11 protein-coding genes and 1 tRNA gene are annotated in these 13,594 nt (G+C 62.4%); 6 read left to right on the top strand and 6 right to left on the bottom strand.

The window, feature by feature from the left end:
- Positions 1-386 precede the first annotated feature (386 nt).
- Together NKK51_RS08175 and mgtE are read left to right on the top strand one after the other, a co-directional pair.
- The gene (locus tag NKK51_RS08175) at positions 387-2,285 is read left to right on the top strand and encodes an ABC transporter ATP-binding protein/permease (protein WP_352552198.1); all 1,899 of its coding nucleotides are present in this window, start codon (positions 387-389) and stop codon (positions 2,283-2,285) included.
- A gap of 273 nt (positions 2,286-2,558) precedes the next feature.
- Entirely contained in the window at positions 2,559-3,923 is a 1,365-nt protein-coding gene (gene mgtE / locus NKK51_RS08180; protein ID WP_352552200.1) for a magnesium transporter, read from the top strand.
- 65 nt (positions 3,924-3,988) lie between these two features.
- Here mgtE and gor read toward each other — a convergent pair whose 3' ends face one another.
- The 3 genes from gor to rpiA all read right to left on the bottom strand — a co-directional run bounded on the left by gor (position 3,989) and on the right by rpiA (position 6,817).
- Complete coding sequence (gene gor / locus NKK51_RS08185) at positions 3,989-5,380, bottom strand: glutathione-disulfide reductase (RefSeq protein ID WP_352552202.1); 1,392 nt, start codon at positions 5,378-5,380, stop codon at positions 3,989-3,991.
- 116 nt (positions 5,381-5,496) lie between these two features.
- Positions 5,497-6,099 (bottom strand): DUF2059 domain-containing protein, encoded by a 603-nt coding sequence (locus tag NKK51_RS08190; RefSeq protein ID WP_352552203.1) that lies wholly within the window; start codon positions 6,097-6,099, stop codon positions 5,497-5,499.
- Complete coding sequence (gene rpiA / locus NKK51_RS08195) at positions 6,086-6,817, bottom strand: ribose-5-phosphate isomerase RpiA (protein ID WP_023813970.1); 732 nt, start codon at positions 6,815-6,817, stop codon at positions 6,086-6,088. Before rpiA ends, NKK51_RS08190 begins: the two co-directional genes overlap by 14 nt.
- A gap of 321 nt (positions 6,818-7,138) precedes the next feature.
- On the opposite strand from rpiA, the gene NKK51_RS08200 reads away from it, so the two are divergent.
- Both NKK51_RS08200 and NKK51_RS08205 read left to right on the top strand, forming a co-directional pair.
- On the top strand, positions 7,139-7,819 hold the full coding sequence (locus NKK51_RS08200; protein ID WP_352552204.1) for a phosphoglycolate phosphatase: 681 nt from the start codon (positions 7,139-7,141) through the stop codon (positions 7,817-7,819).
- A gap of 365 nt (positions 7,820-8,184) precedes the next feature.
- A tRNA-Val gene (locus tag NKK51_RS08205) sits at positions 8,185-8,259 on the top strand.
- A 49-nt stretch (positions 8,260-8,308) separates the two neighbouring features.
- Here the strand turns inward: NKK51_RS08205 and NKK51_RS08210 are convergent.
- On the bottom strand, positions 8,309-8,662 hold the full coding sequence (locus NKK51_RS08210) for a hypothetical protein (protein ID WP_031213807.1): 354 nt from the start codon (positions 8,660-8,662) through the stop codon (positions 8,309-8,311).
- A gap of 673 nt (positions 8,663-9,335) precedes the next feature.
- Between NKK51_RS08210 and NKK51_RS08220 the strand changes: the two genes are divergently transcribed.
- Entirely contained in the window at positions 9,336-9,593 is a 258-nt protein-coding gene (locus NKK51_RS08220) for a PepSY domain-containing protein (RefSeq protein ID WP_024503292.1), read from the top strand.
- A 219-nt stretch (positions 9,594-9,812) separates the two neighbouring features.
- A complete protein-coding gene (locus tag NKK51_RS08225) occupies positions 9,813-10,298 on the top strand; it encodes a hypothetical protein (RefSeq protein WP_032909546.1) in 486 nt (161 codons plus the stop codon).
- 150 nt (positions 10,299-10,448) lie between these two features.
- On the opposite strand, the gene NKK51_RS08230 is transcribed toward NKK51_RS08225, so the two are convergent.
- Both NKK51_RS08230 and NKK51_RS08235 read right to left on the bottom strand, forming a co-directional pair.
- Positions 10,449-11,339 (bottom strand): arginase family protein, encoded by an 891-nt coding sequence (locus tag NKK51_RS08230; protein WP_352552208.1) that lies wholly within the window; start codon positions 11,337-11,339, stop codon positions 10,449-10,451.
- 341 nt (positions 11,340-11,680) lie between these two features.
- Positions 11,681-13,570 carry a L,D-transpeptidase family protein gene (locus NKK51_RS08235; RefSeq protein WP_352552209.1) on the bottom strand — a complete coding sequence of 630 codons (1,890 nt, stop codon included), beginning with the start codon at positions 13,568-13,570 and terminating at the stop codon, positions 11,681-11,683.
- Between the last annotated feature and the right edge of the window lie 24 nt (positions 13,571-13,594).

The following is a 13,594-nucleotide window of genomic DNA, read 5'->3' on the forward strand; positions in this document are numbered from 1 at the left end:
GTCAACCCGCTTTGAGAAAAGCGCTCGGTCCGGACGATTTTGAGTTCACAAAACCGTGTGAAACACTTCCCTAAGGGAAGCCGCTCCAACGTTGCGTTTCTCCAACTCAAACATTTGAAATCAAAAGCGATATCGTGATTTTTGCCTATCGTTGTCGCTATATTTCAGCATGTAATCTGTTGCCTCACGGCAACGGCTGCCGGGGCAATCCGGTCCGCCCGGTTTTAAATTAATGGAAAATGATCAATTGGTGTTACCATCCGTAACAAAAGAAAAAAGGTTTGGGCGGGATCGTGATTCGGGTCGGTAGACCATCGCAAGAGTCAGTACCGGAAAAAACACCTCGCGATGCCGCAGGGCGATCGCTTCTGACGCCGGTGTCGTCGATGCGCAGCTTCTGGGGCCTGATGCGGGCCTACTGGGTTTCCGACCGCTGGAAGGAAGCCTGGACGCTGACGCTGGTGATCGCACTGCTCACGGCGCTGTCCAGCAAGGCCGGTGTTTGGTTCGCCGAAGCCTCCGGCGAACTGGTCAACTCGATCGCCTTCTTCCATGACGCCGCCAACACCACGCCGCTTCGCTCGCTGCTGGTCAATGCCGGCGTCCTGGTGCTGCTGGTCGTGCTCAAGGACGCCGGCTTCACCGGCATCCGCAGCCTCGTGTCAGCGACATTGCACCGCAAATGGCGCGGCTGGCTGGACAGCCGCTTCAACGAAGCGCTGCTCGACACCAATCATACGCATTTCCACGCCCAGCATGGTTCGTCCGGCAATGCCGCTCCCGACAACATCGATCAGCGCGTCCAGGAATCGATCAAGGACATGACCGGCGGAGCCATCGGCCTCGCCATGGGCGTCCTGGGTGTTGCCACATCGCTTTATTTCGTCGGCCAGAAATTGCTTGAAAACTCGGCGGAAGTGAAAGGGCTGGAATTTCTCGGCAGCTACGGCAGCGCGGTTTTGGCTTTCCTGGCGGTCGCCACCTACGTGCCGCTGAACACTTGGATCGCGGTCAAACTGGGTCGTCTGCTGGAACGGCTCAACGTCAGGATGCAGCAATCCGAAGGCAGCTATCGCGGCGAGTTGACCACTTTCCTGCGTCGCAGCTTCCATGTCGCGGCCTCGCAAGGCGAGGATGTGCAGAAGACGATGCACAATCGACTTTATGTCGACATCGACCGCACTTGGGCGCGGCTGAATATCGTCAACACAGGCTACAATTCGTTCGAGCTGATCTACAATTTCATTGGCGCCCGCATTGTCGCCTATGGACCTGGCCTGGTGCCGTTCATCCACAACGGTTTCGATCTCAAGGGCTACATAACCGGCTCCGAGCTGGTCAATTCGCTGATCAGTCAATGCTCCTGGTTCATCCACGTCATGCCGAACATCGCAACGTTGCGCGCCAACAGCCAGCGCGTCATCGAATTGGCGCAGGCGATCGAGAATGTCCAGCATCCGCAGGAATTCTACAGCCAGACCGGCCGCTCCGATTTCCACTACACCAGCCAGAACCCGGTTTTTGGCCTGACCATCCAGAAGCTCGAACTGGCGCATCAAGGCGAGGATGCGACGCCCTTCCTCAGCGCCGCCAATCTGCGCTTCCGGCGCGGCGAATGGACTTTCCTGAAGGGCGAGTCCGGCTGCGGCAAGACTTCGCTGATCAAGGCGATCAATGGCCTGTGGCCCTATGGCCGCGGCACCATCGTCTTCCCCGAGGGCGTCAAGAGTTTCTATGCCGCCCAGGAGGTCAAGCTGCAGCAGGTGACGCTGAAGCAACTGGTCTGCCTTCCGGGCTCCGAGCGCGACCATGGCGACGCGCAGGTCGCGTCGGCGCTGCACAAGGCGGGGCTCGGCGACTTTATCGAGCACATGGCCGACGAAAGCCGCGAAGGCAAAAGCTGGGACCAGGTGCTGTCGGGCGGCCAGAAACAGAAGCTGGTGGTGGCCCGCATCGTGCTGCAGCAGCCGGGGCTGCTGTTCCTCGACGAGGCGACCGGCGCGCTCGACCCCGACGGCAAGGTAGCCTTCCACCAGGCCATCAAGGACAACTGCCCCGATGTCACGGTGATCAGCGTCATGCACGAGGCGGTTGCGCCAAGATCGATGACGGGCAGCGAATTCTATCACAGCATCGTCGCGATCGCCGACGGCGTCGCCACCAAGAAGCCGCTGGTTCCGACCTTGCCCGTCGAGCTCACCACCATTCTGGTGCAGCCAAGGCCGGTCCCGCGGCCGGTCGAAGACAAATGGCTGCGCTTCTCGCGCCGGCTGAAGCAGAAATAACGGTTAATCCACCCCGGTCTGCCTAGTCGAACGGCGGCCGGCAATCACAGTCTCGCGATCTCGGCCGCTCGTCGGCATTTTCCCTCCTCACCGCGATTGACACGGCAAGGCGCGCTCCTATGTTGCGCCCGCTTGCAGATAGTAAAAACGCGAACCCGCAAGCGGAAAGGTCACCGCGCCATGCCTGGCGACAGTCACAGTCGAACGCAACAGCCGTCCGCCCTGACGTGACCTCACATGGTTCATGTCCTGCCGGACGGCAAGGAGTGAGCCATGAACGAATTTACCACAGTGGCCAGCGACGAGGCCGTCGCGATTGCCCGTATCCTAGCCAACGATCACGTCGCCGACATTGTCGAGGCCCTGAACAGGGAGCCTCGAGAGACCGCGACGGAACTGCTCTGTGAAGTGACGTTCGAACGTCTGGTCGAGATCTTCGATCAGCCGGAACTCGACGGCGCGTCCGAACTCATGGAGGCGCTGCCGCGCGCCAAGGCGGGCAAGCTGCTCACCGCGATGTCGGTCGACCGTGCCGCCGACATCCTGCGCGAGCTGGAAGAGCCGGCCCGTTCCGAGCTGCTTGGCGGGCTTGCACCGCCGCTGCGCGCAACGCTGCTCTCCATCCTCGGCTATCCCGAAGGCAGCGCCGCATCGATCATGACGACGGAGTTCGTCAGCGTGCCCTCGGACTGGACCGTCGGGCAAACGCTAGACTACATCCGCAAGGTGGAGCGGACGCGCGAGACCGTGTATGCGATCTATATCGTCGATCCGCAAACGCACCTGCTTGTGCGCTCGACGGGCCTGCGCCGGCTGATCACCGGGGAGCCCGACGATTCGATCATGACGGTGGCGCCGGATCATCTTCCGGTGACGGTCGGACCGCTGACCGATCGCGAAACCCTGGCGCAGACGATCTCCAAATACGATCTGCTCGCCGTTCCGGTCGTCGACCATGGCAAGATCCTCGGCATCGTCACCATCGACGACATCATCGACACGATGGTCGCGGAGACGACCGAGGACGCGCACCGTTTCGGCGGCATGGAGGCGCTGGACGAGCCGTACATGAAGATGAGCTTCCTCGCCATGATCAAGAAACGTGGCGGCTGGCTGTGCGCGCTGTTCATCTCGGAGATGCTGACGGCCAACGCCATGCAGAGCTATGAGGGCGAGCTGGAGAAGGCGATCGTGCTGACGCTGTTCATCCCGCTGATCATGAGCTCGGGCGGCAATTCCGGCTCGCAGGCGACCTCGCTGGTCATCCGCGCGCTGGCGCTGCGCGAGATCGGTCTTGGCGACTGGTGGCGGGTGGCGCTGCGCGAGCTGCCCACCGGTCTCGTGCTGGGCGCCATGCTCGGCGTGGTCGGCGTCTGCCGCATTGCGCTGTGGCAATATATGGGCTTCTACGACTATGGCCCGCACTGGCCGCTGATCGCCACGACGGTGGGCGCGGCACTGGTCGGCATCGTCACCTTCGGTTCGCTGTCGGGGTCGATGCTGCCGTTCGCCTTGAAACGTATCGGCTTCGACCCTGCCAGCGCATCGGCGCCGTTCGTCGCCACGCTGGTCGATGTCACCGGGCTGGTGATCTACTTTTCGGTAGCGCTGGTGATCCTGCGCGGCACGCTGCTGTAGCCGTTTCCTTATCTCCGCCGCGGCAAATACTTGCCGCGGCGGAGTTCCCCAGTCCGGCTTTACCGTCAATCGACCCGCACGCCGTCCTTCACGCGGTAGGTCGGCTTGTACATGGTGACCAGTTCTTCCGCCGCTGTCGGATGCACGGCCATTGTGCGGTCGAAATCGTCCTTGGTCAGGCCGGCCTTCAGCGGGATGCCGAGCAGCTGCGCCATCTCGCCGGCGTCCGGCCCCAATATGTGGGCGCCAAGCACTTTCTTCGACGCGCCGTTGACCACCAGCTTTATCAGCATCTTCTCATCCCGCCCGGACAGGGTGTGCCGCATCGGCCGGAATGTCGCGCGGTAGATCTCGATGTCGGGGAAGCGTTTGACGGCGTCGTCCTCCGACACGCCGACAGTGCCGATCTCCGGCTGTGAAAAGACGGCGGTCGCGATCGTCTCGTGATCGGGCGCGGTTGGATTTCCCTTGAAGGCGGTTTCAATAAAACACATCGCCTCGTGGATCGCCACCGGCGTCAGTTGCACGCGGTTGGTGACGTCGCCGATCGCCCAGATGCTGTCGATGTTGGTGCGGGAATATTGGTCGACGGCGATGGCGCCGGTCTTGGTCATCTCCAGTCCGATTCCTTCCAGGCCCATATTCTCGGTGTTGGGAATGCGGCCGATGGCCAGCATCACCTGGTCGACGGTCAGCACCTCGCCGCCGCTGACGAGCGCGTCGAGCCGGCCGTCCGGCCGCTTGCGGATCCATTCGGACACGGAATGGCAGAGGATTCTTATCCCCTTCTTTTCCATCGTTTCGTGCAGCATGCGCCGCAGGTCCATGTCGAACCGGCTGAGGATCTCCTTGCCGCGATAGACCAGCGTGGTGTCGACGCCGAGACCGTGAAAAATGTTGGCGAACTCGACAGCGATGTAGCCGCCGCCCTCGATCATGATCGCCTTGGGCAATTCCTTGAGGTCGAAAGCCTCGTTGGAAAAGATGCAATGTTCATGGCCGGGCAGCGCCGGATGCGGCGCCGGGCGGCCGCCCGTGGCAATCAGGATCTGGTCTGCTGTGACGGTGCGATCCTCACCCAGGAGATGCACGACATGCGGATCGACGATCATGGCGCGCGAGTGGAAGGTCTCGCCGCCGGCGCCCTCGACGTTCCTGACGTAGATCGCCTCCAGCCGGCTGATCTCGCGATCCTTGTTGGCGACCAGCGTCTGCCAGTCGAAACTGGCTTCCGGCACCGTCCAGCCATAGCCGGCGGCGTCGGCAAAGTGCTCGGGAAATTGCGAGGCATAGACATAGAGCTTTTTCGGCACGCAGCCGCGGATGACGCAGGTGCCCCCATAGCGGTATTCCTCGGCGATGCCGACACGCTTGCCGAGAGCCGCGGCGACACGCGCCGCCCTGACCCCGCCCGAACCGCCGCCGATGACGAAAAGATCGTAGTCGTAACCGGCCATGACGCGGCTCCCAAGCTTCAGAAATGTGTCAGACAGGTAGGCCGCAAACAGTCAAAAGAAAAGCCCGGACAGGCCGGGCTTTCGCGGGAGGCCGCAAGGCCATTTGAAATGCGGGATCAGTTATTGTCCGCGGGGGCCGCGCCATCGGCGGGCGCTGCGCCATCGGCCGGAGCGGCGGCTCCGTCGGCGGGCGCGGCAGGTGCTGCCTGCGCCTTTGCCTTGGCGGCGGCGGCCAGCGTTTCGCCAACCTGCTGGGCGAGATCGCGGCCGAGGCCGTTCTGCCAGATGTCGGCTGCCTTGACCAGTTCGCGGGTCACCGTCGGGCCGCTATCGAGCAGCTTCTTGCCCGAATCGGAATTGTAGAAGGCGGCGATGTCGGCCAGTTCCTTTTCGGAGAACACTTTCGCGTAGGCGAGTGCTGCTTCCTTCTCGAGGTCGGCGCGGCGCGAGGCCAGCGCCAGCGCCTTCTCGCTGATCGTCTTGCCGATCAGTTCCTGCATGTCCGGGTTCTTCTGGATCAGCTGCGATTCGAGCGCCGCGGCTGCCTGCGGCAGGATGTTGTCGAACGGGTCGGTCGCGTGGATCGCAGCGACCGCCGCGCGGGCGGCCTTCAGGTGCGAATCCGTGACATCCTGCGAAAACGCCGGCGAAGAGAAGGCGAAAACGGCCGAGGACGCCAGAAGGACGGAAAGGCTGCGAACCCGGTTATGCAACGTCATGATCGGTAGAACTCCCTGGTTTTCGGGCGGCATGGACGGTTTGGATACCGTCGCCGCCGGCGATGATGGCCGCTGAAGCCAGCCCGATGAAAAGACCATGCTCGACCACGCCCGGAATGGCGTGGAGAGCATTCGAAAGCGCTCTTGTATCCGGAATGCGGCCAAAAGATGCATCGAGGATAAAATGGCCGCCGTCTGTAACAAAAGCCTGCCCCCCCGTCATCCTCAATGTGACCGGCCCGGAAAGACCGAGCTTTTCAGCCGCTGTGGCAACCGCGATTTCAGTGGCGCGCAGGCCGAACGGATTGACCTCGATCGGCAGCGGAAAACGACCGAGCGTCTCGACCATCTTGGAGCGGTCGGCGATGACGATCATGCTCTGGGACGCCGCGGCGACGATCTTCTCGCGCAGCAGCGCGCCGCCGCCGCCCTTGATCAAGGTCAGTTCCGGGTCGACTTCGTCGGCGCCGTCGACGGTGAGATCGAGCTCTGGCGTTTCCTCCAGCGTCGACAGCGGTACGCCAAGCTCGCGGCAGAGCAACGCGGTGCGCTCCGAAGTCGGCACGCCGATGATGGTCATGCCGGTGGCGACCTTTTCGGCAAGCAGCCGCACGAACTCTTCGGCCGTGGTGCCGGTGCCGATGCCGAGCCGCATGCCGTCGCCCACATGGGCAAGTGCGGCGCGCGCGGCTTCGACCTTCAATTGCCTTGCATCCATGTCGGTAATTGCCCCGGAAATTCGCTGCCGGGCTCGTAGCATTTTTGCCGGTCCGGTCAAAGCCCTGGACGGCGCTTCTCCAGGTGATGCCTGTGTAGGAATTATTTCCTTGACCGGTGAGGGCAGCTATGCTACATTTTTGTCCATGGTGCTGATTTGTGCCAACACCTCGCCGTCGAGGCGGGTTTTTTCATATAGGACGGCCCGCCGCGAATGCCCGGCCTGATGGGCAGGCCCCGCCTGAACGAACTGGCCCCGCGCTTGCCTTGACGCGCCGCAGCCGCTATCGCCTGCCCATTGCACACCTGCCCAGGACAGACCATGACCCGACCGATCATCGTGTTCGACCTCGACGGTACGCTGATCGACACAGCGCCGGACCTGCTCGACAGCCTGAACCACAGCCTGGCCGCCAGCGAGATCGCGGCGGTCGACGAAGCCGGCTTCAGGCGTTTTGTCGGTCACGGCGGCCGGGTGATGATCGAGCGGGCGCACGCCGCCCGTCAGCGATCGCTCGATGTCGCGGAGCACGACCGGCTGCTGAAACTGTTCCTCGACCACTACACAATCAACATCCCCGGCAAATCGCGCCCCTACCCCGGTGTCGTCGAGGCGATCGCGCGCTTCGAAAAGGCCGGCTATCTCCTGGCCATCTGCACCAACAAATACGAAGCCAACTCGCTGGCGCTGATCGAGGCGCTCGGCCTGACCCAGCATTTCGCGGCCATCGCCGGCCAGGACACGTTCGCCTTCCGCAAGCCCGACCCGCGCCATCTGATCGAGACCATCAAGCTGGCCGGCGGCGACCCGCACCGCGCGCTGATGGTCGGCGATTCGCAAACCGATATCGACACGGCAAAAGCCGCCGGCATCCCGGTGGTGGCGGTCGATTTCGGCTACACCGACCGCCATGTCCGCGAATTCGAACCCTCGGCGGTCATCTCGCATTTCGACGCCCTGACGCTCGGTCTGGCGCAAAGGCTGATTGCCGCGGCCGGGTAGTGACGGGGAGTGGCGCAGGCAATCGCATATGGGCAAAGGCTTGCGCCCTACGAATACCCCCACTCCTAACCCCTCCCCACAAAGGGGGAGGAGATTCCGTCGGCGCTGATATCAGCAGATTTCCAACGTTCTCGACGCAAAAGGCGAGAGCGCGGCAGCTTCCCTCCCCTTGTGGGGAGGGCTAGGGTGGGGGTCCTCTTCGCAAGAATCTATACTCGATAGCGTTGGGAAGCGGCCTGCCCCCCCCTCGGCGACAACGCGGAAAGGGCAGCAAATCCGATCCTTAGCCGAACGCCGAACACCGGCTTGACTTCCCGCACCCGCCTCCCTTATATCGCGGCTCGCTTGGCCTTTGGGCAACGAGCGGGCGATTAGCTCAGCGGGAGAGCACACCCTTCACACGGGTGGGGTCGCAGGTTCAATCCCTGCATCGCCCACCAAAATCCTTACGGCAGTTGGCGATGTCTGGTGGAGATGCACCAGCCGCGATCAGCGCTTCATCGAGTGCAGGATGGCCTGCATGTGCTCTTCCAGGTCGAGTTCACCCCGAGCCTCGGCGGTCAACAGGTAATCGGCCTTGGCCCGGCGATCGCCTCGGCTGATCGCAGGATAGGAGCAGATGGCCAGCAGTGCTTCCTGTTCAATCCGGTCTGCCCTCTTGCGTTCGTGGCTGCTACTGCCCGCTTGATGAACAACCCTGTGAAGCCCGACATAGGTGGCTTCATGGGCTCCGATCAGCGCCCGCAATCCGGGTGAGGCCCCTTCCCCTTCAGCAAATGTCGGTTCAATGACTGAGGCCACGGCGGTGAACGCAAGAAGTGTACGGCGGGTGACTTCGGGCATGGCTCATATCCCTGCTGCCTGATCATGCAGGCACACCATAGCACCGGCGAAGCGGTTCGCAGAGATGCTCGGGGACGCGACCACACTTCTGCTGACAGATGTATTCGCTTCCGTAGCCCGCCCGCCCAGCAGCTGGTGTGGCCTTAAGTCGCAATGATTGACTTCCGAAATGCAGGGTTTCGGGCTTCATTGACGCTGCGACCAACACCATATGGTGATCCACAGCCCTCCAAAACGAGAGAAGCTCGCCTTGACACGGTCGCTTTGCGGCCATCGGCCGGCAATGGCTATGAACCAGGAACCTGAAAAACCATGCCTGAAAATATCAGACCGATTTCGAAAGACGTCCCCCTCATTCAGCTAGGCGTCTATCAGTGCCGCTTCCCGGTGAGCGAAGACCGGTCAGTGCCCGGCGGTTATCGTTTCTGTGCTGGGCCAACTTCGGCGGATCGCGTCTATTGCGATCACCACCACAGCATCGTGACCGCCGTCGACCCTCGTCGAACCCGTTCAGGTCTCCACCCCGCTCAACGACGCGCTGCGTAAGTCAAGCGGGCGGCGGCCCATTATTCGGGCAGCTGCAAACCTGTGGACTGAATCGGCACGCATTCCGGCTGCGGAACAAACCGGCACGCCAGCGAGTTTCTCTCCGACGAAAACTTGAGGGAAAGCCATGTCCAGATTTCTGCTGGCGACCAGCGTCGCCGTTCTTCTCGCCGGCGCGCCGGCCTTGGCCGCGGACGACAAGCCGCTGCCGCCGCCCAATGCCAAGAAGCTGTCCGAGATCATCGCCAAGGTCGAGCAGCGCGACGGCTTTCGCTATGTGGACGAGGTCGACTGGGATAGCGGCGCCTACACCGTCACCTATTACACGGCGGACAAGGCGAAGGTCGAAATCACCTACGATCCTGTGACGGCGGAGCCGAAATAGGGTTCGCCGGCAGACATTTCGTTCCCGGCCGTGTCAGCGGCCATTCCCGGCGCGGGCGCCTCCCCTTGCGTCAGCGTCGCTTTGATGGCTGACTGTGCGCCAGAGCAGTTCACCGCTTCATGGAAACGGTGAACCGCTCTAACTCTTTGTTTTGGCGCAATTCCGGACGGAAACCGTTTCACACTTTTCCTGGAATTGCTCTGGGCGCCGCATTGGGGGATGGGGATGGCGACGGCAAAGCACGTGATGAAGCGCATATTGATGATGTTGGCCGGCTACTTCGTGTCGGTGCTGGTCGGCCTGATCGCCATAGCGGTGATCTATGGCGTGCTCAGCTCCTTGCCCAACGCGCCCAGCTATTTCGACGTCATGGGCGTTTCGCCGATCGCGGTGCTGCTGGTGCCGCCGCTCGGCATGTTCGTCTATTTCCTGACGATCGTGGTGACCGCGCTGCAGACGCTGATCTTCGCGTTGATCGCCGAGTTCTTCTCGTTGCGCAATGTCCTGCTGCACATGGTTTTCGGCGCCGGCGCCGCGGTCGGCGGCTTCGCCCTGATCTGGCCGAGCGCACCGGAGGATATGGACCCGGAGCGTTGGGTCGACATCGGCATCATTGCCGCTGCCGGCCTTGTCGCCGGGTTGCTCTATTGGCTGATCGCCGGGCGCGACGCCGGCTTCCGGCGGCCATTGTTCCAGCGCTACTAGCTTGCAGGCTCACAATCGCGAGCCCGGCATATCGGCTGATGCCGAGCCTGAAAGAAACAGATTCCGCCGCATTATAGCCGCCAGTCGGAAAACGATCTCAAATCGGTCGCTCAGTGCGCCTTGCTGCCTGAGAGCAGCCATAGCTCGTCGTCATGGCGCTGCTGTTCCGAGCGCGGCGGCCAGTACGTCGGCGAGGCCGCGTCCGGCGCTGCCGTCCTCATCAAGGCGCGGATTGTAGATGGTGATCTCGAGGCCGACTGCCTTGCCGCTCGCCAAGGCAAGCCGGAGCGCAGCCGTCAGCTCGTCCCACGACAATCCGCCTGGCACGCGAAAATCGACAGCTGGCATGATGACGTCGTCGAGACAGTCGGCGTCGAGATGGATGAAGAAGCCGTCCAATTCAGCTCTCGTCAGGTGATCGATCGCTTCGCATGCGGCGGTCTCGATGCCCGTGGCGCGCACAGCGGGAAGGTCAAGCACCTTGAGCTCTTCGGGGAGCGGCTGGCTTCCGTACTCCTCCTGATCCTTGTGATCGCGATACGCGAAGGCGACAACGTCTTCAGGGCGGACCAGAGGACCGCGACCTTCGATGTCGGTCAGGAGCGACGGACCGTAGCCGGTGACGAAGGCGAGGTCCATCGAGGCGCCCTCACCATTGGGTTCCGCCTCTGGCTGGAAGAAATCGGCGTTGCCGTCAATGAAGAGCAAGCCGTAGCGGCCGCGTCGTCGAAACGCGAGCGCCGAGCCCAGCACGATCGTGCAATCGCCGCCCAGCACCACTGGAAACCCGCCTGCGTCAAGCACCGCTTCCACGGCGTCGGCGAGCTTGGGCGACCACTGCGCAATTGCCCTGGCGTTCAGGGTGCCGGTCTCGGGATCGGGCGTCGGGTCCTTCGGAGGCACAACCAGCCGCCCGGCGTGGCGCGCATGGATGCGCTCCGCAAGGCCAAGGTCAAGGAGCCGGTCAGGCAAGCGCTCCACACCGTCGGTCGCCAGGCCCAGCGTGGAAGGGGCTTCGAGAATCGCATAATGGCTCGGCATAGGCGCCTCCATTAGTGACTATTTTGCGGAGTAGGTCAGGGCCTCTGTTTTGTGGCCGTGTGATCGCGAATGAAGGCCCTTCCATCTGCACGCTGAAGCGAAACGTGCCCACTTCCGTAGTCTGGTCCACCTTCAGCCATCGGCAGAATGCCGACGATGGCAAAACAGCGTCGCAGAATCGCTTCGAGCGCTCAACATCATTCGTCCCTGCCGAAACAGGATCACAGTTGCGTTTTGAGCTTGTTCGATAACGGTAGCCGCCGCTCCTCGTTCCCTCTCAGCCGCCTTTCCGCTTTCGGTCAGGCCGTATTTATGAGTTAACGGTCTACCGAAGTCCTGGATCAACTCAAAGGCGAGCGAACCGCCTCCGTAGCGTCCAGAGCCTGCTTCAGGCGCGAATCGCGGTCGTAGACGTCGCCGAAATATTCGACCTTGCCGGACAGATCAGGCCAGGCGGTGAAATAGGCGACATAGACCGGGATCGTGCGCGTCACATTCTCGGTCGCATGGCCGTGCTTCAGCTTCTCGGCGATATAGTCCACGGAGGTGCCAAGCACCGCCGCTGCCATGCCGCGCGGGTCCTGCAGCCGCACGCAGCCATGGCTGAGCGCGCGCATGTCACGCTCGAAGAATGATTTCTGCGGCGTGTCGTGCATGTAGATCGCATGCTTGTTGGGGAACAGGATCTTCAACTCGCCCAGCGCGTTGGCCTCGCTCGGCTGCTGGCGCACGCTGTAGGGGATGTTCGAGCCATAGGCCCCCCAATTGACCGCCGACGAAGGAATGCGCTTGCCGCGCGAGTCCGTCACCTCATAGCCGGCCCGGTCGAGATAGCCCGGATCGTTGCGCAATCTCGGCAGCATCTCGTTGACGATGATCGACTGCGGCACGCCCCAATAGGGATGGAAATCGACCTGCTTGATCTGGTCGTAGAAGAAGGAGGTCTGGTTGGTGGTCCGGCCAACGACGACACGCGTGTTGAGCTTTTCCTCGCCATTGTCGATGTAGCTTGCGGTAAAGGCCGGCTGGTTGATGAAGACGCGCGGGCTGCCGAGATCGGAGGGCAGCCAGCGCAATTCCTCCAGCGCCACTTCCACCTTCAGCAGCTTGTCGGCCTTGGATGTTCCGGCCAGCGTCGCGACGGTGCGCGGGCCGATGACGCCGTCGCCCTTCATGCCTGCCTTCTGCTGCACGGCTTTGATGATCGGAATCAGTTCCGGATCATAGACCTCGCTGGTGGCCAGCCTGGACAGGATCTCGCCATAGGCGCCGCCCATCTCGTCATCGAGATTGCGCGCGATCAGGGTCAGCAGCTTCGGCAGTTCGGGGCTGGTTTCGCCCGGCTTCAGCAACAGTTTGGGGTCGACGACGATTTCGTTTTCCGCACTGGCCTGCAGCGATTCCAGCTCGACGCGCAGTGCCTGGTATTCCGCATTCTGCGGATGCCGCGATTCGAGATAGGTGCGCACTTGCTGGGTATGCGCCAGCGTCCTCAGCACGCCTTGCAAGTCGAGCGGCTTGGCCGGGAAATCATAGTAGCCGGTCATGCGGTTGGGATCGACGCGGCCGTTCTGGGCGTCGTGGGCATAGCGCAGCACACGCGCGGAAAGCGCCATCTCGAAACGGACGAGCTCTTTCAGTTGCGCATTGGCATCGGCCGACGATGCGCCGGCAGCGGGCACTTCGACCGTATAGTCGGCGGGCGTGAGGCCATAGCTTGAAGCCTCGCCAAGCACCCGCACCGCATCCTGCGCGCGGCTGTTGAGGCTGGTTCCGCTTATCCAGATGAAATCCGGATTGGCCGAGTAATACGCGATCAGCGCCTTGGCGATGTCGGGCTCGGCTAAGAGTTCGTAGTCACCCAAGCTGGCAACCGCATCACGGAACGCAGCGCCCGTTGCCGACGGCACGAAGGCGGCGTCCTGCGGTGTCGCCGGCTGCGGCGTCGCGGCCAATGCCGAGAAGTCGACGCGAACCAGCCGGTCGGCCTTGTAGGTGTAGTAGGATGGGCTGCTGATCTTCACATTGCCGCCGCCACCACCGGACACTTTCGGCTTTGGCTTGTTCTTCGGCGGCGGGGGCGGAAACTCGCCTTTCGGCGCATGCTTGACGCCGCCGCCGAAAAGCATGTCGAACAGCCCCTGCGCGCCTGCCTGGGGTACACCGAAAGCCAGCGTTGCCGTGATCGCCACCAGCGGTATCACGGTTGCTTTGTTTCCGAGGAATTTCATGAATCACCCGCTCCGGCCGCAACC

Origin of the sequence: Mesorhizobium sp. M0011 (assembly GCF_040324155.1) — a bacterium.
Taxonomy (GTDB): domain Bacteria; phylum Pseudomonadota; class Alphaproteobacteria; order Rhizobiales; family Rhizobiaceae; genus Mesorhizobium.

Excerpts from the sequence above, each read along its gene's own strand:
- rpiA (WP_023813970.1), bottom strand. The coding sequence starts at position 6,817 with ATGGATGCAAGGCAATTGAAGGTCGAAGCCGCGCGCGCCGCACTTGCC.
- NKK51_RS08200 (WP_352552204.1), top strand. The coding sequence starts at position 7,139 with ATGACCCGACCGATCATCGTGTTCGACCTCGACGGTACGCTGATCGAC.
- NKK51_RS08225 (WP_032909546.1), top strand. The coding sequence starts at position 9,813 with ATGGGGATGGCGACGGCAAAGCACGTGATGAAGCGCATATTGATGATG.
- NKK51_RS08190 (WP_352552203.1), bottom strand. The coding sequence starts at position 6,099 with ATGACGTTGCATAACCGGGTTCGCAGCCTTTCCGTCCTTCTGGCGTCC.
- mgtE (WP_352552200.1), top strand. The coding sequence starts at position 2,559 with ATGAACGAATTTACCACAGTGGCCAGCGACGAGGCCGTCGCGATTGCC.
- NKK51_RS08210 (WP_031213807.1), bottom strand. The coding sequence starts at position 8,662 with ATGCCCGAAGTCACCCGCCGTACACTTCTTGCGTTCACCGCCGTGGCC.
- NKK51_RS08230 (WP_352552208.1), bottom strand. The coding sequence starts at position 11,339 with ATGCCGAGCCATTATGCGATTCTCGAAGCCCCTTCCACGCTGGGCCTG.
- NKK51_RS08220 (WP_024503292.1), top strand. The coding sequence starts at position 9,336 with ATGTCCAGATTTCTGCTGGCGACCAGCGTCGCCGTTCTTCTCGCCGGC.
- NKK51_RS08175 (WP_352552198.1), top strand. The coding sequence starts at position 387 with ATGCGCAGCTTCTGGGGCCTGATGCGGGCCTACTGGGTTTCCGACCGC.
- gor (WP_352552202.1), bottom strand. The coding sequence starts at position 5,380 with ATGGCCGGTTACGACTACGATCTTTTCGTCATCGGCGGCGGTTCGGGC.
- NKK51_RS08235 (WP_352552209.1), bottom strand. The coding sequence starts at position 13,570 with ATGAAATTCCTCGGAAACAAAGCAACCGTGATACCGCTGGTGGCGATC.